General features: G+C 58.5%; 26 protein-coding genes. 7 read left to right on the top strand and 19 right to left on the bottom strand.

Features of this window, described 5'->3' with window-relative positions; all coding sequences use genetic code 11:
• Window positions 1–205: 205 nt before the first annotated feature.
• On the top strand, window positions 206–694 hold the full coding sequence (gene yhhY / locus WFO70_RS20255; protein ID WP_337018792.1) for an N-acetyltransferase: 489 nt from the start codon (window positions 206–208) through the stop codon (window positions 692–694).
• 38 nt (window positions 695–732) lie between these two features.
• Here yhhY and ggt read toward each other — a convergent pair whose 3' ends face one another.
• Window positions 733–2,478 (bottom strand): gamma-glutamyltransferase, encoded by a 1,746-nt coding sequence (gene ggt, locus WFO70_RS20250; RefSeq protein WP_337018790.1) that lies wholly within the window; start codon window positions 2,476–2,478, stop codon window positions 733–735.
• 122 nt (window positions 2,479–2,600) lie between these two features.
• Here ggt and WFO70_RS20245 point away from each other — a divergent pair, with 122 nt between their 5' ends.
• Window positions 2,601–2,978 (top strand): DUF2756 family protein, encoded by a 378-nt coding sequence (locus WFO70_RS20245; RefSeq protein ID WP_337018788.1) that lies wholly within the window; start codon window positions 2,601–2,603, stop codon window positions 2,976–2,978.
• Here the strand turns inward: WFO70_RS20245 and ugpQ are convergent.
• The 10 genes from ugpQ to livK form a co-directional block, all read right to left on the bottom strand.
• A complete protein-coding gene (gene ugpQ, locus WFO70_RS20240) occupies window positions 2,975–3,715 on the bottom strand; it encodes a glycerophosphodiester phosphodiesterase (RefSeq protein ID WP_337018786.1) in 741 nt (246 codons plus the stop codon). The two genes, WFO70_RS20245 and ugpQ, sit on opposite strands and share 4 nt — an antisense overlap.
• Window positions 3,712–4,782, bottom strand: a complete 1,071-nt coding sequence (locus tag WFO70_RS20235) for a sn-glycerol-3-phosphate import ATP-binding protein UgpC (protein ID WP_337018784.1) — start codon at window positions 4,780–4,782, stop codon at window positions 3,712–3,714. The genes ugpQ and WFO70_RS20235 overlap by 4 nt, the downstream gene beginning before the upstream one ends.
• A gap of 1 nt (window position 4,783) precedes the next feature.
• A complete protein-coding gene (gene ugpE / locus WFO70_RS20230; RefSeq protein ID WP_337018782.1) occupies window positions 4,784–5,629 on the bottom strand; it encodes a sn-glycerol-3-phosphate ABC transporter permease UgpE in 846 nt (281 codons plus the stop codon).
• On the bottom strand, window positions 5,626–6,513 hold the full coding sequence (ugpA, locus tag WFO70_RS20225) for a sn-glycerol-3-phosphate ABC transporter permease UgpA (RefSeq protein WP_285129047.1): 888 nt from the start codon (window positions 6,511–6,513) through the stop codon (window positions 5,626–5,628). The genes ugpE and ugpA overlap by 4 nt, the downstream gene beginning before the upstream one ends.
• Window positions 6,514–6,613: 100 nt before the next feature.
• On the bottom strand, window positions 6,614–7,930 hold the full coding sequence (gene ugpB, locus WFO70_RS20220) for a sn-glycerol-3-phosphate ABC transporter substrate-binding protein UgpB (RefSeq protein WP_337018778.1): 1,317 nt from the start codon (window positions 7,928–7,930) through the stop codon (window positions 6,614–6,616).
• 243 nt (window positions 7,931–8,173) lie between these two features.
• Complete coding sequence (gene livF, locus WFO70_RS20215; RefSeq protein ID WP_337018776.1) at window positions 8,174–8,887, bottom strand: high-affinity branched-chain amino acid ABC transporter ATP-binding protein LivF; 714 nt, start codon at window positions 8,885–8,887, stop codon at window positions 8,174–8,176.
• Window position 8,888: 1 nt separating this feature from the next.
• A complete protein-coding gene (livG, locus tag WFO70_RS20210; protein WP_337018774.1) occupies window positions 8,889–9,656 on the bottom strand; it encodes a high-affinity branched-chain amino acid ABC transporter ATP-binding protein LivG in 768 nt (255 codons plus the stop codon).
• Window positions 9,653–10,930, bottom strand: coding sequence for a branched chain amino acid ABC transporter permease LivM (gene livM / locus WFO70_RS20205; RefSeq protein ID WP_337018772.1), 1,278 nt, complete (start codon window positions 10,928–10,930; stop codon window positions 9,653–9,655). Before livM ends, livG begins: the two co-directional genes overlap by 4 nt.
• Complete coding sequence (gene livH / locus WFO70_RS20200) at window positions 10,927–11,853, bottom strand: high-affinity branched-chain amino acid ABC transporter permease LivH (protein WP_039032510.1); 927 nt, start codon at window positions 11,851–11,853, stop codon at window positions 10,927–10,929. The genes livM and livH overlap by 4 nt, the downstream gene beginning before the upstream one ends.
• A 50-nt stretch (window positions 11,854–11,903) precedes the next feature.
• Window positions 11,904–13,013, bottom strand: a complete 1,110-nt coding sequence (gene livK / locus WFO70_RS20195; protein WP_337018770.1) for a high-affinity branched-chain amino acid ABC transporter substrate-binding protein LivK — start codon at window positions 13,011–13,013, stop codon at window positions 11,904–11,906.
• Between the two features lie 423 nt (window positions 13,014–13,436).
• Here livK and panM point away from each other — a divergent pair, with 423 nt between their 5' ends.
• Window positions 13,437–13,820 carry an aspartate 1-decarboxylase autocleavage activator PanM gene (gene panM, locus WFO70_RS20190; protein ID WP_337018769.1) on the top strand — a complete coding sequence of 128 codons (384 nt, stop codon included), beginning with the start codon at window positions 13,437–13,439 and terminating at the stop codon, window positions 13,818–13,820.
• Window positions 13,821–13,997: 177 nt separating this feature from the next.
• Here panM and WFO70_RS20185 read toward each other — a convergent pair whose 3' ends face one another.
• From WFO70_RS20185 to ftsY, 5 genes are all read right to left on the bottom strand, one after another.
• Window positions 13,998–15,098, bottom strand: coding sequence for a branched-chain amino acid ABC transporter substrate-binding protein (locus WFO70_RS20185; protein WP_337018767.1), 1,101 nt, complete (start codon window positions 15,096–15,098; stop codon window positions 13,998–14,000).
• Between the two features lie 298 nt (window positions 15,099–15,396).
• Window positions 15,397–16,254 (bottom strand): RNA polymerase sigma factor RpoH, encoded by an 858-nt coding sequence (rpoH, locus tag WFO70_RS20180; protein ID WP_106995256.1) that lies wholly within the window; start codon window positions 16,252–16,254, stop codon window positions 15,397–15,399.
• Window positions 16,255–16,508: 254 nt separating this feature from the next.
• Complete coding sequence (ftsX, locus tag WFO70_RS20175) at window positions 16,509–17,567, bottom strand: permease-like cell division protein FtsX (protein WP_337018765.1); 1,059 nt, start codon at window positions 17,565–17,567, stop codon at window positions 16,509–16,511.
• Entirely contained in the window at window positions 17,560–18,225 is a 666-nt protein-coding gene (gene ftsE / locus WFO70_RS20170; protein WP_106995258.1) for a cell division ATP-binding protein FtsE, read from the bottom strand. The genes ftsX and ftsE overlap by 8 nt, the downstream gene beginning before the upstream one ends.
• Before the next feature lie 2 nt (window positions 18,226–18,227).
• A complete protein-coding gene (gene ftsY, locus WFO70_RS20165) occupies window positions 18,228–19,715 on the bottom strand; it encodes a signal recognition particle-docking protein FtsY (RefSeq protein WP_337018762.1) in 1,488 nt (495 codons plus the stop codon).
• Window positions 19,716–19,851: 136 nt separating this feature from the next.
• On the opposite strand from ftsY, the gene rsmD reads away from it, so the two are divergent.
• Both rsmD and WFO70_RS20155 read left to right on the top strand, forming a co-directional pair.
• Complete coding sequence (gene rsmD, locus WFO70_RS20160; RefSeq protein WP_337018760.1) at window positions 19,852–20,454, top strand: 16S rRNA (guanine(966)-N(2))-methyltransferase; 603 nt, start codon at window positions 19,852–19,854, stop codon at window positions 20,452–20,454.
• Complete coding sequence (locus tag WFO70_RS20155; protein WP_032614948.1) at window positions 20,438–20,719, top strand: DUF1145 family protein; 282 nt, start codon at window positions 20,438–20,440, stop codon at window positions 20,717–20,719. The genes rsmD and WFO70_RS20155 overlap by 17 nt, the downstream gene beginning before the upstream one ends.
• A gap of 64 nt (window positions 20,720–20,783) precedes the next feature.
• On the opposite strand, the gene WFO70_RS20150 is transcribed toward WFO70_RS20155, so the two are convergent.
• Window positions 20,784–21,143, bottom strand: coding sequence for a DUF2500 domain-containing protein (locus WFO70_RS20150; RefSeq protein ID WP_337018758.1), 360 nt, complete (start codon window positions 21,141–21,143; stop codon window positions 20,784–20,786).
• A 127-nt stretch (window positions 21,144–21,270) separates the two neighbouring features.
• Here WFO70_RS20150 and WFO70_RS20145 point away from each other — a divergent pair, with 127 nt between their 5' ends.
• Window positions 21,271–21,897 (top strand): lysoplasmalogenase, encoded by a 627-nt coding sequence (locus tag WFO70_RS20145; protein ID WP_039032500.1) that lies wholly within the window; start codon window positions 21,271–21,273, stop codon window positions 21,895–21,897.
• 76 nt (window positions 21,898–21,973) lie between these two features.
• Window positions 21,974–24,160, top strand: coding sequence for a Zn(II)/Cd(II)/Pb(II) translocating P-type ATPase ZntA (gene zntA, locus WFO70_RS20140; protein ID WP_337018755.1), 2,187 nt, complete (start codon window positions 21,974–21,976; stop codon window positions 24,158–24,160).
• A 97-nt stretch (window positions 24,161–24,257) separates the two neighbouring features.
• Here the strand turns inward: zntA and WFO70_RS20135 are convergent, their stop codons facing one another.
• Both WFO70_RS20135 and WFO70_RS20130 read right to left on the bottom strand, forming a co-directional pair.
• Window positions 24,258–25,544 carry a TRAP transporter large permease gene (locus WFO70_RS20135; RefSeq protein WP_337018753.1) on the bottom strand — a complete coding sequence of 429 codons (1,287 nt, stop codon included), beginning with the start codon at window positions 25,542–25,544 and terminating at the stop codon, window positions 24,258–24,260.
• Window positions 25,545–25,554: 10 nt separating this feature from the next.
• Window positions 25,555–26,064, bottom strand: coding sequence for a TRAP transporter small permease (locus tag WFO70_RS20130; protein WP_337018751.1), 510 nt, complete (start codon window positions 26,062–26,064; stop codon window positions 25,555–25,557).
• Window positions 26,065–26,082: the final 18 nt, after the last annotated feature.

The following is a 26,082-nucleotide window of genomic DNA, read 5'->3' as shown; positions in this document are numbered from 1 at the left end:
CAGCGATAAGCTGGCTAAAATAATACTGGAAGCAATGTGAGCAATGTCGTGCTTTCAGGTTTCCGTAGAGGTCTTCCTGAATGCAGGACAATAATAATCATTCTCATTCGCACTTGTCCACTTCTTTTTTGCAAAAAATGCTGGTTGACTCACATTTCAAACTCATGGATGTTGAAAGGGAACCTAACTGACTGAGGAAGAAGGAATGAGTGAGATAGTGATACGCCACGTTGAAGCCGCCGATGCCGAAGCTTTACGCCTGATTAACGCCCATCCAGGAGTGTATCACGACACGCTACAACTACCTCACCCTTCCATGGACATGTGGAAAGAACGCGTCGCGCAAAAACCCGGCAGACGTCAGCTGGTAGCCTGCCTGGACGAACAGGTTATCGGGCATCTGGTACTGGACGTGATGGAAAATCCACGCCGCAGCCATGTGGCGACGTTCGGAATCGGCGTTTCAGCCGCAGTGCAGGGTCGCGGCGCGGGCAGCGCGTTGATGCGGGAGATGATCAACCTGTGCGACAACTGGCTGCGCATTGAGCGCATCGAGCTGACGGTATTCGCCGACAACGCCTCCGCCATCGCCCTGTACCGCAAATATGGCTTTGTGGTGGAAGGCACCGGGAAGAAGTTCGCCCTGCGTAACGGCGAGTTTGTGGATGCGCATTTTATGGCGCGGATGAAGTAAGCATAGATACCTCTCCCCATTGGGGAGAGGTAAAAGGTTTAATACCCCGCCGTTAAATCCCCTGGCGTACGCGGATCCGATGCGCCATACAGCGCGCCATCCGGCCCGACCATAATGCTCTGGGTGCTGCCCATCGCCTCTTTCACCGCCACTTTTTGTCCGCGCTGCTCCAGCAGCTTCAGCGTATCCGGGCTAAAGCCCTTCTCCACCCGCAGCTCATCCGGCAGCCACTGGTGATGGAAGCGCGGCGCGTTGGTGGCCTCGGCGACGTTCATCCCGTAATCGATGCTGTTAACCACCATCTGCAGCACGGTAGTGATAATGCGGCTCCCGCCAGGGCTGCCGGTCACCAGCCAGGTTTTGCCGTCTTTCACCACAATGGTCGGTGACATGGACGACAGCGGACGCTTCTTCGGCCCCACGGCGTTAGCATCCCCGCCCACCAGCCCGTAGACGTTCGGCACGCCCGGCTTGGCGGAGAAGTCATCCATCTCGTTGTTGAGCAGAATGCCACTGTTGCCCGCCACGATCCCGGTACCGAACGTGGTATTGAGCGTGTAGGTCACTGCCACCGCGTTGCCGTCTTTATCCACCACCGAGAAGTGGGTGGTCTGGTTACTCTCGTACGGTTCCAGCTTGCCCGGGCGGATCTCGCTCGAAGGTCTGGCTTTGTTGATATCGATCTGGTCGGCCAGGGTTTTGGCATAGGCTTTATTGGTCAGGGCCTGCCACGGCACCTTGACGAAGTCCGGGTCACCCAGATACTCCGAGCGGTCGGCATAGGCATATTTTTCCGCCTCGGCCATCACCTGCATGGTATCGGCACTGCCGAAACCAAACTTATGCAGATCGAAGTTTTCCAGAATGTTGAGGATCTGCACGATGTGGATCCCGCCCGAGGACGGCGGCGGCATGGAGTAGACCTGATACCCGCGATAGTCACCGCTAATCGGCGTGCGCTCCACGGCTTTATACTCCGCCAGATCGGCTTTGGTGATCAGCCCGCCGTTCTTGCTCATCTCTTCGGCGATCTGATCGGCAATCACCCCTTTATAGAAGGCGTCCGGGCCGTTCTCGGCAATCATCTCCAGGCTTTTGGCGAGGTTGGTCTGCACCAGCCTGTCGCCCTTCTTCAGCGGTTCGCCCTCTTTCCAGAAGATCGCTTTGCTGTTCTCATGGTTGGGGATCACTTCGCTGCCGTAGGTCTTCAGATCGTCGGCCAGGGCGTCGTTGACCTCAAAGCCGTCACGCGCCAGCTTGATGGCCGGTTGCACCACTTTGTTCAGCGGCAGGGTGCCGTACTTATCCAGCGCCAGCGAGAAGCCCGCTACCGTACCCGGTGTGCCGGTCGCCAGATGGGAGGTGAGGGATTTTTTACTGTCGGCATTGCCCTGGTCGTCGAGGAACATGTCGCGCGTGGCCTGGGTCGGTGCCATTTCACGGAAGTCGATCGCCGTGGTGGTGCCATCTTTGGTACGCAGCATCATAAACCCGCCGCCGCCCAGGTTACCCGCCTGGGGGTGCGTCACCGCCAGCGCATAGCCCACCGCCACCGCCGCATCCACCGCATTACCGCCCTGCTTGAGGATATCCACCCCCACCTGGGTGGCGAGGGCATCCACCGAAGAGACCATCCCCTTCTGCGCCCGCACGGGATGGAACACATCTTCTTCCACACCGTAAGAGACCGGGGGCGCGGCAGGCGGATTCGCTGCCACGCCAAACGTACCGCCTGCCGTCAGGGCAGCAATGGCTACCCAGCGTAAAAACGTTGGTTTCATCATTGTTATTCTCCAGGTACAGGGACTCATGCTCCCGCTTAAGCCTGGTTCATAACTCTTAAAAAATCATCGTAGTGCAGGATCCGAGGTAAACTTATATGAGGCCTCAGAAGGAGGGAGTAACAATGAAACGACTGATTCTTGTTGCGGCGTTACTGCCGTTTGCCGTGCTCGCGCAGCCCATCAACACCCTGAACAACCCCAACCAGCCGGGCTATGAAAACCCCAGCCAGCAGCGGATGCAAAATCAGATGATGATCCAGCAGCAGCAGCAGACAGGGATGCTCAATCAGCAGCTTCAGACGCAGACCCGCGTTCAGCAGCAGCATCTGCAAACGCAGATGAACAACGATACCCTGCGGGTTCAGCAGAGCCAGCCGGGAGTGCAGGTTCTGCCTAACACCAGCGGCGGGATGCTGAGCGGCACAGAGTCGTCCGGCGGCGTGCAGCAGCAACATATGCTGCCCCAGCAGCAGAACGGCTCTATGCTGAGTAACCCTTAGGGTTGAAAGTCCGGACCGATCAGGGCAATCGCATCGGTACAGATGCAATCCACGCCCCAGCGCAGCAGCTCGGCTGCCCGCTGGGGCTGATTAACGGTGTAGACCAGGATATGCAGGCCGGCGGCTTTAAGCGTCTTCACTCGCGCCTCATCCAGCAGGCGATGGTTAAGGTGAATCGACACGCAGCCCAGCCGGGTGGTCAACTCGCGCCAGTCTTCACGCCACTCATCCAGCAGTAAACCGCGCGGCAGCTCGGGAGCTGCGGCCTGTGCCGCTTCCAGGGCGTCGATCTCAAAGGACGACAGCAGCGGGGGTGTCATCCCTTCCCATAGCTCACGTGCGGCCAGCGCAATCACCTTGCCGGTGAGCGGCCCGGTGCCGGTAGTGGGTTTGATTTCGATGTTGGCCATCATCCCGTGTTGACGACAACGGTCGGCCACTTCCGCCAGCAGCGGTAGCGGCTCGCCTTTGAATTCCCCGCTGAACCAGCTTCCGGCATCCACCTTCAGCAGATCGCGCCACGGCAGTTCCCCCGCTACGCCCCAGCCGTTGCTGGTGCGTTCGAGATTGTCATCGTGCAGGAGAAAGATCTCCCCGTCCTGCGACAGTTTGGCGTCAAATTCGATCATGGTGTGGCCGTAACGCGCACCGACGTCGATCGCCGCCAGGGTGTTCTCCGGAGCCAGTTTACCGCCGCCACGGTGGGCGACGATGTGGGGATAAGGCCAGTAACTCATACGCGTTGTCCTGTTTCGCCATCAAATAAGTGCAGATGATTTTCCGGCAGATGCAGCCATAGCGTGCTGCCCGCGTGCGGGCGCTCCTGATGCGACATGCGCACCACCAGCTTCTGCTCGCCCCAGCGTCCGTGCGCCAGGTTATCGGCACCCAGCATCTCGAGGGTGTCCATCACCAGCGGCACGCCGCCTGCCGACTGGGAGCTTAGCGCAATATGTTCCGGGCGGATACCCAGCGTCATTTTGCGTCCGGCATAGCCGCGATAGAACCAGTTGATCGGCAGCGCCATGCCGCTCTCCAGTTCAAAGTGGGTGCCCGCGGCGCTGATGCGTCCCTCCAGCAGGTTCATCGCCGGGCTGCCGATAAAGCTCGCCACAAAGCGGCTGGCCGGTTTTTCATAGACTTCCACCGGGGTGCCAATCTGTTCGGCGATGCCTTTGTTCATCACCATCACCCGCTGGGCGAGGGTCATGGCCTCCACCTGATCGTGGGTGACGTAAAGTGACGTGGTTTTCAGACGACGGTGCAGGTGCTGTAACTCAAGACGCATCTGCACCCGCAGCTTGGCGTCGAGGTTGGAGAGCGGTTCGTCGAACAGGAACACTGCCGGATCGCGCACGATGGCGCGGCCCATGGCCACACGCTGACGCTGGCCGCCGGAGAGCTCGCGCGGACGGCGCTTCAGCAGGCCGTCCAGTTCCAGAATGCGCGCCGCCTCTTTCACCCGCTCCTCGATATGGCCTTTTCCCATCCCGCGAATTTTTAATCCCCAAGCCATGTTCTCCTCCACGCTCATGTGCGGATAGAGGGCGTAGTTCTGGAACACCATCGCAATACCGCGATCTTTGGGTTCCATCTCGGTAACGCGCTGGCGGTCAATCCAGATATCCCCGGAGGTGACGCGCTCCAGCCCGGCCACCATGCGCAGCAGCGTCGATTTGCCGCAGCCGGATGGGCCGACCATCACAATGAACTCCCCGTCCGCCACGTCGAGCGTCAGCGGCTGAATGACCTGGGTTTTACCGTCCCAGCTTTTAGTGACTGCCTGTAATTTTAAACCTGCCATTTTATTTCTCGCTATCGACCAGGCCGCGGACAAACGCACGCTGCATGGCTAAAACAATGACTACGGGGGGGATAAGGGTGAGCAGCATCGCCGCCATCACCTGGTTCCAGAGGGTGGTGCCTTCGCCGGTTGAAATCATCCCTTTGATGCCTGCCACGGCGGTGCCGAGGTTGACGTCCTGAATGATCAGCAGCGGCCACAGGTACTGGTTCCAGCCGTAGATAAAGGTGATCACAAACAGCGCCGCGAGGTTGGTTTTCGACAGCGGCAGCACGATGTCGCGGAAAAAGCGCATCGGCGAGGCGCCGTCGATACGCGCGGCCTCAATCAACTCGTCCGGCAGGGTCATAAAGAACTGGCGGAACAGGAAGGTGGCGGTCGCCGAGGCCATCAGCGGCAGGGTTAAGCCCGCGTAGCTGTCGAGCATCCCGAGCCTGGCGATCACCTCCACCGTCGGGAAGATACGCACCTCCACCGGCAGCATCAGGGTGATGAAAATCATCCAGAAAAACAGGTTACGCAGCGGAAAGCGGAACCAGACGATGGCGAAGGCCGAGAGCATCGACACCGTGATTTTGCCGACGGTGATGCCAAACGCCATGATGAAGCTGTTGAGCATCATCAGCCAGAACGGGGCGCTGTTAACGCCGACCCCCTGGGTCCAGATGGTCGCCAGGTTCTCGAAGAGATGACCGCCCGGAACAAGCGTCATCGGGGTTTCAAAGATGGCGTTGCGATCCAGGGTGGCGGCGACAAAGGCGACGTACAGCGGGAACAGGATCACCACGATCCCCAGGATCAGCATGGTGTGGCTAAAAATCGTCAGCCCGCGACGGTTCTCAATCATTGGTAGCGCACCTTACTTTCGACATAGCGGAACTGCACCACCGTGAGGATGATGACGAGGAACATCAGCACCACCGACTGCGCGGCAGAAGCGGAGAGATCCAACCCCGCAAAGCCTTCGCGGTAGATCTTGTAGATCAGCGTCGTTGTCGCCTGCACCGGGCCGCCCGCGGTGGCCGCGTCGATCACCGGGAAGGTGTCGAAGAAGGCGTACACGAGGTTGACCACCAACAGGAAGAAGCTCACCGGAGCGATCAGCGGCAGGGCCAGCCGGAAGAAGCGGCGGATCGGGCCCGCCCCGTCAATCGCCGCAGCTTCCACCAGCGAGCGCGGAATGGACTGCAGCGCGGCAAAGAAGAACAGGAAGTTGTAGCTGATCTGCTTCCACACCGAGGCGAAGACCACCAGGAACATGGCCTGACCGCTGTTCTGGGCGTGGTTCCAGTCGTAGCCGAACTCGCCGAGAAAATGGGTAATCAGCCCGCGACCGGGGTTAAAAAGGAAGATCCACAGCACGGCGGCGACCGCAGGGGCAACGGCGTAGGGCAACAGCATCAGGGTCTGATACAGACGGCTGCCGCGCACCACGTAGTCCACCAGCGCGGCGAAGAACAGCGAGGCGAGCAGACCGCTGACGGTCACCAGGGTGCTGAATTTGATCGTCGTCCAGAAGGCGTCGAGGTAGTAGCTGTCGTGCCACAGGGCAGCGAAGTTATCCAGGCCGACAAACTGGCTGGAGAGCCCGAACGGATCGACACTTTGTACCGAGTACCACAGCGCTTCGCCCGCAGGCCAGATAAAGAAGATAACTGTGATGACCAGTTGCGGCGCGACCAGCAGGTACGGCAGCCAGCGGGATCGGAACACCGGACGGGAAGATGACATGGGGATTGAGTTCCTGAACAGCGCCGGATGGCGCTACGCTTATCCGGCCTACAGGTTCACGTAGGCCGGGTAAGGCGAAGCCGCCACCCGGCATTTCACATTACGATTTGGTCGACTGCTCGAAGCGGCGCAGCAGTTGGTTGCCACGCTCTACCGCTGAATCCAGCGCCTGCTGTGGGGTTTTCTTCCCGGTCCACACGCTCTCCAGCTCTTCATCGACGATGGTGCGGATCTGCGGCATGTTGCCGAGGCGCAGCCCTTTGGTGTACGGCAACGGCGGCTTGTTCAGCATCTGACGCGTGGCGATGTCTGCGCCCGGGTTCTTGTCATAGAAGCCCTGCTCGCGGGTCAGGTCATATGCGGCTTTGGTGATCGGCAGGTAGCCGGTCTTCTGGTGCCATTCGGCCGCGTTTTCTGGTTTTGCGAGGAAGTCGAGGAACTCCGCTACGCCTTTGTAGGTGTCTTTGTCTTTGCCCTGCATCACCCACAGGCTGGCCCCGCCGATGATGGCGTTTTGCGGCGCGCCTTTCGAGTCGGCATCGTACGGCATCATGCCCACGCCGTAGTTAAATTTGGCGTAGTGACGGATATCCGCCAGCGAGCCGGACGAGGCGGTGGTGATGGCGCAGTCGCCGCTGTAGAACTTCTCGGTGGACTCGTCTTTACGCCCGAAGTAGCTGAAGTCGCCCTTCTTGTTCAGATCGGCAAGCAGGGCGATGTGCTTCACCTGCTCCGGCTTGTTGAATTCCAGCACCGCGTTGGTGCCGTTGAAACCGTTGTTCTCGGTGGCGACCGGCTGACCGTGCCAGGCGCTGAAGTTCTCGATCTGGATCCAACCCTGCCAGCCGCTGGCATAGCCGCACTTCATCCCGGCGGCTTTCAGTTTGGCGGTGTACGCGGCCAGATCCTGCCAGGTTTTAGGCGGCTGTTCAGGATCTAAACCGGCTTTCCTGAAAGCGTCTTTGTTGTAGTACAGCACTGGCGTGGAGCTGTTAAACGGCTGAGAGAGCAGATGGCCAGATTTGGAATCGGTGTAGTAGCCGGAGACGGTCGGCACAAACTGGGATTCATCAAAGTTGATGCCCGCGTCCTTGAACACTTCGTAGACCGGCTTGATGGCTTTGGAGGCCATCATCGTGGCGGTACCCACCTCGTAAACCTGCAGCAGCGCCGGGGCGTTGCCGGTACGGAACGCGGCGATACCGGCGCTCAGGCTCTGCTCGTAGTTACCTTTGTACACCGGCACAATTTTGTAATCCGGGTGGGTGTCGTTGAAACGCTGCGCCAGGGAGTCAACTTCTTTACCCAACTCCCCTTCCATGGAATGCCAGAACGGAATAGTGGTGACGGCCATTGCGTTAGCTGCAAAAGCCAGACCCATTGCCAGACCCAAAGCTGTGTGTCGTAACGATGTCATTGTCATCTCTCTTATTGTGCCGGATGCGCGATATCACGCGTTTTGTGCTCGCGAGGTAACATGACATGCTCGAATTACAGAAAAATAACCGTTTGTTTACAGCGATATGACAAAAGGGCGTCAGGGGGATGATGGTTGTGTGAAGGGGTATGTGTGAAAAAGCCGGGTGGCGGCTTCGCCTTACCCGGCCTGGGCGATCCCGTAGGCCCGGTAAGCGTAGCGCCACCGGGCGGTACAGACGGCTCAGCCGCCTAAATACGCACTCCGCACCGCTTCGTTGGCCAGCAGCGCATCACCGGTGTCTTCCAGCACCACACGACCGTTCTCCAGCACGTAGCCGCGATCCGCGAGCTTCAGCGCCTGGTTGGCGTTCTGCTCCACGAGGAAGATGGTCATCCCCTCTTTTCGCAGCTGCTCGATGGTGTCGAAGATCTGCTGGATGATGATGGGTGCCAGCCCGAGCGACGGCTCGTCGAGCAGCAGCAGACGCGGCTGGCTCATCAGCGCGCGGCCAATCGCCAGCATCTGCTGTTCCCCGCCGGACATGGTGCCCGCCCGCTGAATACGGCGCTCAAACAGGCGCGGAAACAGATCATAGACGCGCTTGATGCGGGTCTGGAACTGCTCGCGCTCGGCAAAAAAGCCGCCCATCGCCAGGTTCTCTTCCACCGTCATGCGCGAGAAGACGCGACGCCCTTCCGGGACGATCGCCACCGCTTCACGCATGATTTTTGCCGTCTGCCAGTCGGTAATGTCTTTACCATCAAAGACGATACGCCCGCTGGTGGCGCGCGGGTCGCCGCACAGGGTGCCGAGCAGGGTAGTTTTACCCGCGCCGTTAGCCCCAATCAGGGTGACGATTTCGCCCTGATTGATGTGCAGGCTGACGTCGTGCAGCGCCTGAATCTTCCCGTAGTGCGCATTGACCTTATCGAACGTTAACATCGCTTTTTCCATCTTATGCCTCACCCAGGTAAGCGCGGATCACGTCCGGGTTGTTGCGGATCTCTTCCGGCGTACCGTTCGCCAGCGGCGTACCCTGGTTCACCACGTAGATGCGGTCAGAAATGCCCATCACCAGCTTCATATCATGCTCAATCAGCAGGATGGTGGTGTCGTGATGGTTACGCAGCTCGACAATCAGCTCGTCCAGCTCTTTGGTCTCTTTCGGGTTCAGCCCTGCCGCCGGTTCGTCGAGCATGAGGATCTCCGGCTGCGTCACCATGCAGCGGATGATCTCCAGGCGACGCTGGTCGCCGTAGGCCAGGTTGCTGGCCTGACGGTTGGCGTGCTGCAGCAGGCCGATACGGTCGAGCCAGGTGGCAGCGCGATCCAGGGCCTCGTCCTGCGCCCGGCGAAACGCCGGGGTTTTCAGCAGACCGGCAAAGAGCCCGGTTTTCAGCTGCTGATGCTGTGCCACCAGCAGGTTCTCAATCACCGTCATTTCGCGGAACAGACGCACGTGCTGGAAGGTACGCACCACGCCCATACGGGCAATCTGCTGGCCCGGCAGCCCTTCCAGGTGCTGGTCGCGCAGCATGATGGTGCCGCCTGTCGGCCTGTAGAAGCCGGTCAGGCAGTTAAATACCGTGGTTTTACCGGCCCCGTTCGGGCCAATCAGGGAGACAATCTCTTTCTGATGCAGGTCCAGCGAGACGTTGTTGACCGCCAGCAGGCCGCCAAAACGCATCATCAGGCCGTTAACGGATAATAATGGCTGACTCATGCCTGCTCTCCTTTCGCTTGCCCGTTTTTCAGTTTCAGCTGTGGACGGGTCATCGGCAGCAAGCCCTGCGGACGCCAGATCATCATCAGTACCATCAAACCACCCAGCATCAGCATGCTGTATTCGTTAAAGTCACGCATCAGCTCGCGGGAGACCACCAGCAGGATCGCCGCGAGAATAACCGCGAATTGCGAGCCCATCCCGCCGAGCACCACAATCGCCAACACGAAAGCGGACTCCGCAAAGGTGAAGGATTCCGGGCTGACGAAGCCCTGACGCGCGGCAAACAGCGTCCCGGCAAAACCGGCAAACGCGGCGCTGATGGTAAAGGCGGTCAGCTTGATGCGGGTCGGGTTCAGGCCCAGCGAGCGGCAGGCAATCTCATCTTCGCGCAGCGCTTCCCACGCGCGGCCCAGCGGCATACGCAGCAGACGGTTAATCACGAACAGGGTGATGACCACCAGCAGCAGCGCCACCAGATAGAGCCAGATCACGCGGTCGGACGGGTCGTACTTCACGCCAAAGAAGTTGCTGAAGGTATCCCAGCCGCCTTCACGGGCGGAGCGGCTGAACTCCAGGCCGAAGAAGGTTGGTTTCGGGATCTGGCTGATACCGTTCGGACCGCCGGTCACTTCGGTATTGTTGAGCAGCAGGATACGGACGATTTCGCCGAAGCCTAAGGTGACAATCGCCAGGTAGTCGCCGCGCAGACGCAGCACCGGGAAGCCGAGCAGGAAGCCCGCGGCGGCAGAGACCAACCCCGCCAGCGGCAGACAGGTCCAGAAGCCGAGACCGTAATAGTGGTTCAGCAGGGCGAAGGTGTAAGCGCCGATGGCGTAGAAGCCGCCGTAACCCAGCACCAGCAGGCCGGACAACCCCACCACCACGTTCAGGCCCAGACCCAGAATCACGTAGATCATGGTCAGGGTGGCGATATCCACCGTGCCGCGGGAGACCATGAACGGCCAGGCCACGGCAGCCACCAGCAGCGCTACGAGGAACAGCTTCTGTTTAACGGTCGAGCCGTCGATGGCTGGCAGCACAAACTTCGGCCCGGAGACGCTTTTCAGTGTCTTCTGGAAAACCGGGCGCAGCAGCTGGAAGAAGAAGACCACCGCGGTGCCGACAAAGACCCACTGCCAGCGGATATCGGACGCGGAACCCACCACCAGCTTAGTGCCGCTCAGCTCCAGCTGGACGCCCATGAAGACGCCCGCCAGCACGAAGAACATCGCCGCCGAAAGCAGCGCCATGGCAAAATGCATCGGTTTCATACTTTCTCTACCTCCGGACGACCCAGAATACCGGTAGGCATTACCAGCAGAACCAGAATCAGCAGCGCAAACGACACCACATCTTTATATTCGGTACTCAGGTAGGCAGAGGAGAGCGCTTCGGCCACGCCGAGGATCAGGCCGCCGATCATCGCCCCCGGAATGCTGCCGATCCCACCCAGCACCGCTGCGGTAAAGGCTTTCATCCCGGCCATAAAGCCGATGTACGGGTTGATTACGCCATAGAACTGGCCGAGCAGCACACCTGCCACCGCCGCCATCGCCGCACCAATCACGAAGGTCAGGGCAATCACGCGGTCGGTGTTGATGCCGAGCAGGCTCGCCATTTTCAGGTCTTCAGCACAGGCGCGGCAGGCGCGGCCCATGCGGGAGTAACGGATGAACAGGGTCAGGGCCAGCATGGCGAGGAAGGTGACAATCCAGATCACCAGCTGCATGGTAGTGATAGAGGCAGAGAAGTTTTCGCTGGCTCCGACAATCCACTGGCCATTGAACAGGCTTGGCAGCGCCACGTCGCGGGAGCCTTCAGTCAGGCTGACGTAGTTTTGCAGGAAGATGGACATCCCGATGGCGGAGATCAGCGCGATCAGGCGCTTGGAGCTCCGCACCGGGCGATAGGCCACCCGCTCGATACTCCAGCCGTAGGCGCTGGCAATCACAATCGCCCCGACAAACCCGGCGGCGACCAGCAGCCAGCTGCTGTCGATGCCCATCATCATCAGCGCGGCGATAATCATAAAGGAGACATAGCTGCCGATCATGTATACCTCGCCGTGGGCGAAGTTGATCATGCCGATAATGCCGTACACCATCGTGTAGCCGATGGCGATCAGTGCGTAGGTGCTTCCCAGCGTGACGCCGTTAAACATCTGCTGCAGGAAATAGAGAAACTGCTCGGACATAAGGTAACCTTTCTAGTCCCGCCCGGTCATGCCGGGCGGTGGGATAATGATTATTTGGCGACCGAGGATGAACCGTCGGCGTGCCACTTAAAGACACCAAACTCAAATCCCTTCAGATCGCCTTTCTCATCCCAGTTCAGCGGCCCAATCACGGTGTTTGCCCCGTGAGCTTTTAAATCTTTAATCAGATCCTGCGGTGCTTTGCTGCCGGTACGATCCATGGCGGTCGCCAGAGACTGCACGGCGGCATAGGTGATCCACACATACGGACCACTTGCGTCTTTCTTCTCTGCTTTCAGGGCATCGACGATAGCAGCGTTGGCCGGATCCTGGTCATAGCGTTTTGGCATCGTCACCAGCATGCCTTCGCCCGCATCGCCCGCAATGTTCGACAGCGAGGCGTTACCCACCCCTTCCGGCCCCATGAACTGGGTTTTCAGGCCGACAGCACGGGCCTGACGCAACATCTGGCCCATTTCCGGGTAGTAGCCACCGTAATAAACGAAGTCGATATTCTCTTTCTGCAGACGGGCCAGCAGCGCCGAGAAATCTTTCTCGCCTGCGGTGATGCCGTCGAAGAAGACCACGTTAGCGCCGCCTTTTTTCAGGCCGTCCTGCACCGAGCGCGCCAGCCCTTCGCCGTACTGCTGCTTATCATGAATGATGGCGATGCGCTGCGGCTTGACGTTTTCGATGATGTATTTCGCGGCGGTCGGCCCCTGAGAGGAGTCCAGACCGGCAGTGCGCATGATGTTCTGATAGCCGCGCTGGGTCAGTTCCGGGTTGGTGGCCCCTGGCGTGATCATCAGAATGCCTTCGTCTTCGTAGATATCGGACGCCGGCTGGGTGGAAGACGAGCAGAGATGGCCAATCACATACTGAATGCCATCGTTAACAATTTTGTTGGCGACGGCGACGGCCTGTTTCGGGTCGCAGGCATCGTCATATTCCACGCCGACCAGTTTGTCGCCCTTAATGCCGCCTTTGGCGTTGATGTCTTGAATTGCCTGACGCGCGCCGTTGAACTCCATATCGCCCCACTGGGCGACGGGGCCGGACAGAGCACCCACAATGGCAACTTTAATATCTTCCGCCGCAGCGGTATGGGAGATCGCCAGTGCAACCATCCCCGCGATTACTGTTTTCGCGTTCATTCTCATCCAGGAATCCCCATTCGTGACGTGATGTATATATTTTGTTTTATTATGGTTAAAAAGCATTCTGTACTTTTATTAAACAACGCAACTTTTGCTATTGCCTTTAATGGTTTAGCGCAGTTTTTTAGCAAAAACCGGACTAAAATCTCTATATTTCAGGCGATTAAGCAAAGATAATATTCTGAAATCAGGCAGAGATAAACAACTAAACGCGCGACTGGCAGCATAAAATAACGGGACAATGCGCCGAATAAAACGCTGCCTTTTAGGTTAAAATTCTGCTTATTTTTCGATCCCTACGTTTTAAGACTGCACAACGTAACGCTAAAAAAGTAATCAGCTAGGGAATGGGTTTAAAAAGTGGAAGCATCTGACAGAATAAATTGAGACACTGCCAGCACTCTTTTTGATTTGGACAAGCAGCTAATGAAACTGACCATCCACCGTCTGGAGAACTTTAGCGACCAGGATCATATCGACCTTAACAAGATCTGGCCGGAATATTCTCCTTCCTCGCTCACCGTCGATGAAACTCACCGGATTTATGCGGCACGCTTTAACGAGCGGCTGTTAGGCGCGGTGCGGGTGACGCTGAGCGGTACGCAAGGGGCGCTGGACTCCCTGCGCGTGCGGGAAGTCACCCGCCGTCGCGGCGTGGGGCAATATTTGATTGAGGAAGTGATGCGCGATAACCCGAGCGTGGCCTCGTGGTGGATGGCGGATATCGGCGTGGAGGACCGGGGCGTGATGGCGGCCTTTATGCAGGCGCTGGGGTTTACGGCGCAGAATAACGGGTGGGAGAAGCGGTAAAAAAACGCCGGGTGGCGGCTTCGCCTTACCCGGCCTGGATTCTCCGCAGCATTTTCCCAGGCATTTCGTGTTGCAGGAAGGCGGCAAGTTATGAAATCCCCGGGAGCTTACATAAGTAAGTGACCGGGGTTGAATAACGTAGCCAACGCACCTGCGGCGCGAAAGGCGACGGGAAAATTATTTGGCGTCGGTCGCTGTACCGTTGGCATGCCAGTCAAACACGCCGAACTCGAAGCCCTTCAGATCGCCCTTCTCATCCCATGACAGCGGCCCCATCACGGTCTCTACGGAGTTCGCTTTCAGCCAGGTGGCGATGTCAGCCGGTTCAGCAGACTGATTCAGGCCTGCCTGCAGGGTTTGCAGCGCGGCGTAGGTGGTCCACACAAAGGCACCGCTTGGATCCTGTTTCTTCGCTTTGATGGCATCCACGATAGGTTTGTTCGCTGGGACCTGATCGTAGTTCTTCGGCTTGGTTACCAGCAGGCCTTCAGCTGATTCACCGGCAATGTTAGACAGGGAGACGTTCGCCACCCCTTCCGGACCCATAAACTGAGTTTTCAGACCCGCAGCACGGGACTGACGCAGGATCTGGCCCATCTCCGGGTGATAACCACCGTAGTAGACGAAATCGATATTCTCTTTCTTCAGACGCGCCACCAGGGTAGAGAAGTCTTTCTCACCGGCAGTGATCCCGTCGAAGAAGACCACGTTGGCATTGGATTTTTTTAGGTTATCCTGCACGGAACGGGCCAGGCCTTCACCGTACTGCTGCTTGTCATGCACGATAGCAATACGCTTCGGCTTCACTTTCTCAACGATATATTTCGCTGCCGTTGGGCCCTGGTCAGAGTCCAGGCCGGTGGTACGCATCACCATCTTGTAGCCACGGGCGGTCAGTTCCGGCGCGGTGGCGGCAGGGGTGATCATCAGAATGCCTTCGTCTTCGTAGATATCAGACGCAGGCTGCGTGGAAGAGGAGCACAGGTGGCCGATCACGTATTTGATACCGTCGTTGACCACTTTGTTGGCAACCGCAACCGCTTGTTTCGGGTCACAGGCATCATCATATTTTACGATCTGCAGCTTTTCGCCTTTGATACCGCCCTTGGCATTAATGTCGGCAACCGCCTGCTCTGCGCCAGTGAACTCCTGGTCTCCGTACTGCGCTACCGGACCGGACATTGCGCCAACCACGGCCACTTTGATGTCAGCCTGAGCCATGGTGCTGAATGCCAACGCGATACATCCTGCCAGTAAGGCTTTACCCTTCATATTCATCCTGAGAATCCCCATTGTGGTGGTTATTGTGTTTGTTGTGATGTTGTTTTATGGCGCTTTATTTCGATTATGCGTCTGCTGCAGGCGCCTTTTCAGCATACTCTGCTAAAACATACCCCATTTTTATCTATTTGGAATAGCTATTTTGATATGAATATAAGGTAAGCGAGGCTTTAACGAGTCAGCGCACAACAGTGCGATAAGTGTTTGCGAAGAGGAGGGAATTCGGCCTGAACAGGCGTTAAAAAAACAAAACCCCCGAATCTGCATTCGAGGGTTATCGGGGACTTCGCGGAAATTACGCTTCGATAGCGGCGCGAAGTTTTTTCATGGCGTTCTTTTCAAGCTGACGCACACGTTCAGCGGAGACGCCGTAGCGGTCGGCCAGCTCCTGCAGGGTGGACTTGTTGTCTTCGTCCAGCCAGCGGGCACGGATGATATCCTGGCTACGCTCGTCAAGGCCTTCCATTGCGAAGGTCAGCTTATTAGCGGCCTGCTCTTCCCAGTTGTCGTCTTCAATGCCGTCGGCAAAGTTAGACGATTTATCCTGCAGATACAGGACCGGAGCCATCGGCTGGCTGTCGGACGCGTCGTCGTCAGAGGACATATCAAAGGTCATGTCCTGCGCGGCCATACGGGATTCCATCTCGCGCACGTCTTTGCTGGAAACGCCCAGCTCGCGGGCAACCATTTCAACTTCATCCTGGTTGAACCAGCCCAGACGCTGCTTGGTTTTACGCAGATTAAAGAACAGCTTACGCTGTGCTTTGGTGGTAGCGACCTTCACGATACGCCAGTTACGCAGCACGTATTCGTGGATTTCCGCTTTGATCCAGTGCACGGCGAAGGAGACCAGACGCACACCCACTTCCGGGTTGAAGCGACGCACCGCCTTCATCAGGCCGATGTTACCTTCCTGGATCAGGTCAGCCTGCGGCAGGCCATAGCCCGCGTAGTTACGAGCAACGTGAACAACAAAGCGCAGGTGAGACAGGATCAGCGTCTTAGCTGCTTCCAGATCGCCCTGGTAATGCAGCTTTTCAGCAAGCTCCTTTTCTTCCTCGGCCGTCAACATCGGCCAGGTGTTCGCAGCCCGGATGTAAGATTCCAGGTTACCAACAGGGGCTAAAGCTAAAGTTTGCATTTCTTTGGTCATTCATTCCTCTCAATCGATTCTTTCTGGCGGCGGTTTGTCCCCATCAGGCAACGAACATGCCAGAATTAATGAGCAACGAGAATATCATTCACTCTTTTATCAGACAGTGATTTTATCCACAAGTTCCGAGTGAAACTGTGAATAAATTACGCACAAAATGTGACATGGGGATGATTATGCGGGGTCAGAGTCAACAGGGGCTCTTTCCCTGCATGGTGATTCTCAATGCAGGGAAAGATTATATCAGAGATTTTTTAGTCAGGGGTAAAGTGACGTAAATGTTGCACAGTCGCTAACCATGCTGCCACCCAGCCGATCATCGAGCACACCAGCAGCAATAGCAGGCACTCATCGAAGGCTAAGCCACTGATATTGAACTTAGTTCCAAAAACCTGCGCCACGTCGGTGACCGCTGCGGAGAGACGCATCACCAAAATTTCTGACAAAATCAGTGAAAGAAATGCGCCGGAAAAACCGAGCAGTGCGCCGCCATACAGGAACGGACGCAGGATAAAACCATCGGTTGCGCCGATCAGTTTCTGCACGTTAATGGTGTCGCGACGGGCGAAGATGCTCAGACGCACGCTGTTGCCGATAACAAGGAACACCGCCGCCACCATCAGCACGCCGATCATCGCCGCCACGCGCCCGACCAGGCCGGTCAGCGCCGTCAGACGGGCAAACCAGCTGTCGTCCATTCGCACTTCATCGATACCGTTGATGCGGGAGACACGATCGCGCAGGGTGTTCAGCGACTCGGTACCCTGGAAATCCAGTTTCGGGATCACCACCGCCACCGCGGGCAGGGGGTTCTCCTCCAGCATATCCAGCGCGCCGCCAAAGCCGGACCAGTTACGGAACTCGCCCAGGGCTTCATCCCGCGACAGGTAGTTCACTTTCTCGACGCCCTGCTCCGCCTGTAGCTGCCCTACCACCTGCGCCGCCGCGTTATCGTCGAGCGATTTGTCGAGATAGACGGTGATCTGCGGGGAAGGATAGTACTGCGACGCCGCCTGGTTAACGTTTTTGTAAACCATGTAGCAGACGCTGGGCAGGGTCAGGGAGATGGCAATCACCATCACCGTCAGGAAGGTGGCCAGCGGTTTGCTTTTCAGATCCTGCAGCGCACCCTGGAAGGCGTAGCGCACCTGCTCGTTAAAGACGTTGGTTTTGCGCGAGTTAGGTTTTGGCGCGGATTTGCTGCGCTTCGGCGCATTGCGGTTGCCGTCACCCGGGCCGCCCGCCGACTTACGAAAACGGTCGAGCTTGCTGCCAAACTGCCGCATCTGGTTTATTGCGTCACGCTTATTCACCGAGGCCTCCGTGCAAATGACCGTCGCTCAGCGTCAGCATGCGGTACGAACGACGGGAGATAAGCCCCATGTCGTGCGTCGCCATCAGTACCGTCACCCCAACGCGGTTAAACTCCTCAAACAGACGCAGGATCCCTTCGGAAAGGGCGTCGTCCAGGTTACCGGTAGGTTCATCCGCCAGCAGCACCGCCGGTTTGTTCACCACCGCGCGGGCGATGCCCACGCGCTGCTGTTCACCGCCGGAGAGCTGGATCGGGAAGTTTTTCGCTTTGTCCAGCAACCCGACCTTATCCAGCGCCGCGGACACGCGACGACGAATGTCATCCCCGCTGGCACCCGCAATAATCAGCGGGATCGCCACGTTGTCGAATACCGTGCGGTCCATCAGCAGATGGTGATCCTGGAAAATCATGCCGATCTGCCGACGCAGAAACGGCACTTCACGGTTTTTAAGGCGGCTGATGTCGTGACCGCTAAACCAGATTTTCCCGGCGCTGGGCCGTTCGATCCCACAGATAAGCTTGAGCAGGGTACTTTTCCCTGCGCCGGAGTGGCCGGTCAGGAATGCCATCTCGCCCGGCTGCAGGTGGAAGTTAATCCCCTGTAGCGCTTGTCTCCCACCGAGATAGGCCTTGCTGACGTGTTCAAAGCGAATCATTGTTAATCCTCTCGGGCAAAAAGTGCCTCAATAAAGTCGCCCGATTTAAACGGACGTAAATCCTCGATACGTTCGCCGACACCGATGTAGCGGATAGGAATACCAAACTGATCGGCTACCGAGAAGATTACCCCGCCTTTCGCGGTGCCATCCAGCTTGGTCAGCGTGATCCCGGTCAGTCCTACCGCTTCATGGAACAGCTTCGCCTGACTGATAGCATTCTGCCCGGTGCTGGCATCGATAGTCAGCATAATTTCATGCGGCGCATCTTCGTCCAGCTTCTTCATGACGCGGACGATCTTCTTCAGTTCTTCCATCAGGTGCGATTTGTTCTGCAAACGCCCTGCGGTATCGGCAATCAACACATCCACGTGACGCGCTTTGGCCGCCTGAATGGCGTCAAAGATCACCGAGGCGGAATCGGCCCCGGTATGCTGGGCAATCACCGGGATGTTGTTGCGCTGGCCCCACACCTGCAGCTGCTCAACGGCAGCGGCACGGAAGGTATCACCCGCCGCCAGCATCACCGATTTGCCCTGCTGTTCGAACTGACGCGCCAGTTTGCCGATGGTGGTGGTTTTACCCACGCCGTTAACGCCGACCATCAGAATAACAAAGGGCATTTTGCCTTCAATATTAAGCGGTTCGTCAACTTTTGCGAGGATTTCACCCATCTCCTCTTTCAGCAGGCCGTACAGCGCTTCGGCGTCACGCAGCTGTTTGCGGCTGGCGCTCTCCGTCAGACTGGTAATGATTTTGCGGGTGGTTTCCACACCAACGTCGGCAATCAGGAGCTGTTCTTCCAGCTCTTCAAAGAGATCATCGTCGATTTTCTTCCCGCGGAACAGACTGATAAATCCGGAACCGAGGTTCTCTTTGGTTTTAATCAGGCTGCGTTTCAGGCGCGCGAAGAAACCTTCTTTGGTCGGTTTTTCCTGCTCCTGAGCCATCTCTTCAACCGGCTCTTCCTCTTCGGCTACCGGGACGACGACGACCGCCTCTTCTGCCGCCGCGGCCGCCAGCGCCTGAGCTTCAAGCTCTTCATCGCTGATGGCGTCTTCACCCTCGGTCTCTGGCAGGTACTCTTCCGGGATCGCTTCCTCTATTTCGTCGAGGATCTCTTCCGGCAGCGGTAGCTCTTCATGTTCAACCTCGGCGACCGGCTCGGCACTCTCTTCCACGACCACGGCCACCGGTTCCGGCTCAACAACCACAGGCTCTGGCTCAACCGGCTGCGGTTTTTCGCTCTCCTGAACATGCTCAGTAACCTCAACCACCTCTTCAGCGAAGGCTTCAGTCTCTTGCTGGCTGTGGGTGCGCGCTTCTGCTTCTACGTCAGCGACGGTCTCAACAGGGGTTTCCGGCTGCGGCTGTTCAACAGCGGCAGGCTGTTCGGCGATCTGTTGTTCTTCGTTCTGCTGCTCGGTTTCCTGCTCTTTTTGACCAAAGCCCAGCCAGGAAAAGAAGCCACGTTTTTTCTCTTTTGCCATCTGCGACTACACCCCTCGCGGTTAATTACTGGCGCTATATACATGGAAGCTAAAAAAATGATGAAATAGTTTATCACTTAACTTAACGCACATCACCGCCTGCAAGCGCAGGCCGTCGGTGTACCCGAGCAAAGATATGAAGAAACCCAACCGTGCCGCCATGGGCCAGATACGCATTATCGGCGGCCAGTGGCGAGGCCGTAAACTGCCGGTACCGGATAGCCCCGGCCTGCGCCCGACCACCGACCGCGTTCGCGAGACGCTGTTTAACTGGCTGGCCCCTTCAATGGTAGATGCCCGCTGCCTGGACTGCTTCGCCGGAAGCGGCGCGCTGGGTCTCGAAGCCCTGTCACGCTATGCCGCCAGCGCCACGCTGCTGGAGATGGATCGCAGCGTCGCCCAGCAGCTGCAGCAAAACCTGGTGACCCTGAAAGCCGCGCACGCAAAGGTGGAGAATACCAACACCCTCGCCTTCCTGGCGCAGGCGGGCAAGCCGCACGACGTAGTGTTTGTCGATCCGCCGTTCCGCAAAGGGCTGCTGGAAGAGACCTTAACGCTGCTGGAAAACAACGGCTGGCTGGCGGATGATGCGCTAATCTACGTCGAGAGTGAGGTCGAGAACGGTTTACCGCCGGTGCCCGCCCACTGGGATCTGCACCGGGAAAAAGTGGCCGGACAGGTCGCCTATCGTCTTTATCACCGTCAATCACAAGGAGAGACTGATGCCGGTACTGATTAATCTGGGTCGTTTGCTGATGATCGGGGTCTGGGCCTTTTTGCTGCTCAACCTCGTCCACCCCTTCCCGCGTCCGATGAATATCTTCGTCAACGTGGCGCTGATCTTCACCTCATTTATGCATGCCCTGCAGATGGTGATGCTGAAAAACGGCATGCCAAAAGATGGCCCGAAAATGACCGGCTGGCAGCAGCTGCGGGTGTTTATTTTTGGCGTGTTCGAGCTGCTGGTGTGGATGAATAAGTTTAAGGCGCAGGCGAAGAAATAACCTGCGGCCTTCTGCCCGGTGGCGCGATACTTACCGGGCCTACAACACCCGTAGGCCCGGCAAATCATGGCGTCGGACTAAACCCTTCAAACCGCGATCCCTTGTAACTTAACGTCCCTTTATCCCCTACCGTCAGCTGATGGTACTGCTTCTCATCGAGGCGAAAGGTCATCTCCAGACCGCCGCTCTCCGGCTTAAAGCTCGCTTCATAGCGCATACTGGTACCGGCAGGGGTGACCTGCTGCTGTCGCGAGCGGCGATCGTTGAGCGCTTTTTCCCGTTTATTGCTCACCACCACCTGCTTTTGCTGCAGCGGGGCGGCATCGTTATCCGCCTTTTCACGGCGCTGCTGCACGAAGCGAAACGAGGCGGCAATGATGATAATTGCCAGCACGATAATAAAAAAAAGCGGCATCTTGCTCATTGGACAATCCTTAAGACCAGGCTGAAATCAGAATAGCGTGCCACGCTGTGCATTGCTATTGGCCCGTCTGCACCACTACACTGAAGTGAAACTGTTTATTCAACAATAACAGATACAGGGACTTAATATGCTTTGGTCATTTATCGCTGTCTGTTTCTCCGCATGGCTGTATGTCGATGCGTCCTACCGCGGCCCTGCCTGGCAGCGCTGGCTGTTTAAACCCGTTACCTTGTTGCTGCTCCTGCTGCTGGCCTGGCAGGCACCAATGTTTAACGCCATCAGCTATCTGGTGCTCGCCGGGCTCTGCGCGTCGCTGGCCGGTGATGCCCTGACCCTACTGCCGCGCCAGCGTCTGCTGTATGCCGTGGGGGCGTTCTTCTTATCGCACCTGCTCTACACCATCTATTTCGCCAGCCAGATGACCCTGTCGTTCTTCTGGCCGCTGCCGCTGGCGTTGCTGGTGATTGGCGCGCTGCTGATCGCCGTGATCTGGTCGCGTCTGGAAGAGCTGCGCTGGGCGGTGTGTACCTTTATCGCTATGACCCTGGTGATGGTCTGGCTGGCGGGCGAGCTGTGGTTCTTCCGCCCGACGGCACCGGCCCTGTCGGCCTTCATCGGCGCTACGCTCCTGCTGCTGGGGAATATCGTCTGGCTGGGTAGCCACTATCGCCGTCGTTTCCGCGCCGATAACGCCATCGCTGCAGCCTGCTACTTCGCCGGGCACTTCCTGATTGTGCGTTCGCTGTATATTTAAATAGCGCTTGACTCTGGAGTCGACTCCAGAGTGCATACTGCGGTTAATGAGAAAATTATCATTGCCGGAGAGTGCCATGTCGACTCCAGAAACACCTAAAAAAGTGCCGCAGTTTTCGGCGCTTAAGCTCGCCCCCCTTCCCGCCAAAGCGACCTGCTGCGCTGCGGATCATGCTCCTGTGCAGCCCGAAGCCGAGGCCCCTGTTCAGGGCCAGCGTTACAGCTGGGTGGTCAACGGCATGGACTGCGCCGCCTGCGCCCGCAAGGTGGAAACCGCCGTCCGCCAGGTCGCGGGCGTCAATCACGTCCAGGTGCTGTTTGCCACCGAAAAACTGCTGGTCGATGCAGGCAGCAACGTCAGCGCCCAGGTCGAAGCGGCGGTGATCAGTGCGGGCTATACGCTGCGCAATGAAAATGCCCCCGCCGAAAAAGCCTCCGTGCTGCGCGACAACCTGCCGCTCATCACGCTTGTTCTGTTGATGGGCATAAGCTGGGGGCTGGAACAGGTCAACCACCCGCTCGGCAACCTCGCCTTTATCGCCACCACTCTGGTCGGGCTCTGGCCGGTTGCCCGTCAGGCGCTGCGCCTGATGAAAAGCGGCAGCTGGTTCGCCATTGAGACGCTGATGAGCGTGGCCGCCATCGGGGCGCTGTTTATCGGTGCCACGGCGGAAGCCGCGATGGTGCTGCTGCTGTTTCTGATTGGCGAGCGGCTCGAAGGCTGGGCGGCCAGCCGGGCGCGGAAAGGGGTCAGCGCCCTGATGGCGCTGAAGCCGGAAACGGCTACGCAGGTGATTAATGGCGAGCGTAAAACCGTGCCCATTGCCGCGCTGCGTCCGGGGGATGTGATTGAAGTTGCCGCCGGGGGCCGTCTGCCTGCCGACGGGACGCTGCTCACCGCTGCGGCCAGTTTTGACGAAAGCGCCCTGACCGGCGAATCCATTCCGGTCGATCGCGCGGCGGGGGAAAAAGTCCCCGCAGGGGCCACCAGCGTCGATCGTCTGGTGCAGCTGACGGTGCTGTCCGAACCGGGCGACAGCGCCATCGACCGCATCCTGAAGCTGATCGAAGAGGCGGAAGAGCGCCGTGCCCCGGTGGAGCGTTTTATCGACCGTTTCAGCCGGATCTATACCCCGGTGATTATGCTGATTGCGCTGCTGGTGGCCGTCGTGCCGCCGCTGCTGTTCGGTGCCGCCTGGGAGGGCTGGATCTACAAAGGGCTGACTCTGCTGCTGATTGGCTGCCCCTGTGCGCTGGTGATCTCCACCCCGGCGGCCATCACCTCCGGGTTGGCCGCCGCTGCTCGTCGTGGGGCGCTGATTAAGGGCGGTGCCGCGCTGGAACAGCTGGCGCAGGTGCAGCAGGTGGCATTCGACAAGACCGGCACCCTGACGGTGGGTAAGCCGCAGGTGACGGGCATTTATCCGCACGCGATCCGCGAGCAGGATCTGCTCACCCTGGCCGCTGCGGTGGAGCAAGGTTCAACTCACCCACTGGCGCAGGCGATTGTGCGGGAAGCGCAGGCTCGCGGGCTGGCTGTTCCGGCGGCAACCGACCAGCGCGCGCTGATGGGCTCGGGAATTGAAGCCGTGGTCGCGGGCAGCAAGGTGCTGATTTGTGCCGCGGATAAATTCCCTGCTCCGCAACTGGCGGCGCACATCGGGACCCTGGAGCAGGCCGGGCAGACGGTGGTGATGGTGGTCCAGGACGGCGTGGCAAAAGGTCTGGTGGCGCTGCGGGATACCCTGCGGGAAGACGCGAAAGAGGCCGTGCAGGCCCTGAATCAGCTAGGGGTCAACGGCGTGATCCTGACCGGCGATAACCCACGCGCTGCCGCGGCCATTGCCGGTGAGCTGGGGCTCGATTTCCGCGCCGGGCTGCTGCCTGCCGATAAAGTGCAGGCGGTGACGGCCCTGAATGCGGACATGCCGCTGGCGATGGTCGGCGACGGGATTAACGACGCCCCGGCGATGAAAGCGGCCACGCTTGGAATTGCGATGGGCAGCGGCACCGACGTGGCGCTGGAGACCGCCGACGCGGCGCTGACCCACAACCGCCTGACCGGGCTGGCGCAGATGATAAGTCTGGCCCGCGCCACCCGCGCCAATATCAGTCAGAACATCGCTATCGCGCTGGGGCTGAAAGGGATATTCCTGGTGACTACCCTGCTGGGGATGACGGGATTATGGCTGGCGGTGCTGGCGGATACCGGGGCAACGGTACTGGTGACGGCGAACGCGCTGCGGCTGTTGCGTCGTCGGTAAAAAAGCGCCCGGTGGCGGCTACGCCTTACCGGGCCTACAAAACCGCAATATCCTTGAACCGTAGGCCGGGCAAGCGCAGCGCCGCCCGGCATTTTCACTACTGCATGCCTAACATCCGCGGCAGCCACAGCGATATCGCCGGGATGTAGGTCACCATCCCCAACACCACCAGCAGCATGCCGTAGAACGGCAGCATCGCCCGGACCACGCTCTCGATCTTCTGCTTACTCACCGCACTGGCGACAAACAGCACCGACCCCACCGGCGGGGTAATCAGCCCGATCCCGAGGTTCACCATCATGATCATCCCGAAGTGCACCGGATCGATGCCCAGCGAGTTGGTTACCGGCAGCAGCACCGGGGTCAGGATCAGGATGATCGGTGCCATGTCCATCAGGGTGCCAATCAGCAGCAGCATGACGTTGAGGTACATCAGGATCACGTACTTGTTGTCCGACAGCGAGGTGAAGAACTCGGTGATCCGCATCGGCAGCTGCATGTAGGTCATCACCGCGCCAAACGCCGCCGCAAAGCCGATCAGGATCATCACGATGGTCACCGTCTTCACCGTGCGGCACATCAGCTTCGGCAGCTCGCTCCACTTGTAGTCGCGGTAGATAAACATGGTGACAAAGAAGGCCCACAGGCAGGCGACCGCCGCCGATTCGGTGGCGGTAAAGATCCCCGACAAAATGCCGCCGAGGATAATCACCACCGTCATCAGCCCCCACAGGGCATCGAAGAAAATCCTCAGCGCCTGCTTAAAGGGGATCCGCTCGCCTTTCGGATACCCGCGCTTATGGGCAAAGCCCAGGCACAGGATCATCAGGCACAGCCCGAGCAGCAGCCCCGGCAGCACCCCGGCGATAAACAGCGTCGCAATCGACACCGTCCCGCCTGCCGCCAGGGAGTAGATCACCGAGTTGTGGCTGGGCGGGATCAGGATCGCCTGCACCGAGCCGCTGGCGGTCACCGCTGCGGCGTATTCGCGCGGATAGCCCTTCTTCTCCATCTCCGGGATCATCACGCTGCCGATGGAGGCGGTATCCGCCACCGACGAGCCGGAAATCGCACCGAAAAAGGTCGAGGCGACGATATTCACCAGTGACAGTCCGCCGCGAATAAAGCCGACAAAGATATAGGCGAAGTTCACCAGCCGACGGGCGATACCCCCTTCCGCCATGATCGCCCCGGCGAGGATAAAGAACGGGATCGCGAGCAGGGTAAATTTATTCACCCCGCTGGTGATCTGGATCATCAGCGCCTCCAGCGGCAGATCGATCCACAGCGCCCCGGCCACTGCACTTAACCCGACGGCAAAAGCCACCGGCATCCCCAGCGCCAGCAAAATGGCGAGGGTGAAGAGCAAAACAAACGCATCCATAATTCACCCCTTAACTGTGGTTGCCGATCAGCACGACCGGGCGGTTTTCCTGGGAGCCAAACAGCAGGCGCTCAAGAACAAACAAAATGAGGATCGCTGAACCGATGGGCAGCGGCAGATAGCTCTCGCCGGAGGTGAGAACCGGGAACTCCGCCACCGGCTGTTCCCACAGTTCGATGCAGAGCAGATAGCTGTACCAGAAGATAAGCAGCGAAATCAGCAGCATCAGCACATCCACCACCTTGGCGCACAGCGTTTTTAACGCCGCAGGCAGACGGTCGGTGAGCATGTTTACTGCGATATGCGATCCGGCGCGGTAGCCCACCGCTGCGCCGATAAAGGTAAAGGTCACCATGCAGATGATGGCAATCGGCTCCGGCCAGGACTCGCCACGATTGAGGACGTAGCGGGAAAAAATCCCAATCGGGATCACGATGGTCATCACCAGCAACGAAACGCCCGCCACGGCCATGGCGAGCAGGTACAGGCGATCCATCCACTTCAGATAGTGTTCGGACATACGTCCTCCACGCAGAGG

Source organism: Leclercia sp. AS011 (assembly GCF_037152535.1).
GTDB lineage: Bacteria > Pseudomonadota > Gammaproteobacteria > Enterobacterales > Enterobacteriaceae > Enterobacter.
The sequence above is the reverse complement of the archived record's forward strand: the minus strand, read 5'-3'. Positions and strand labels throughout refer to the sequence as shown.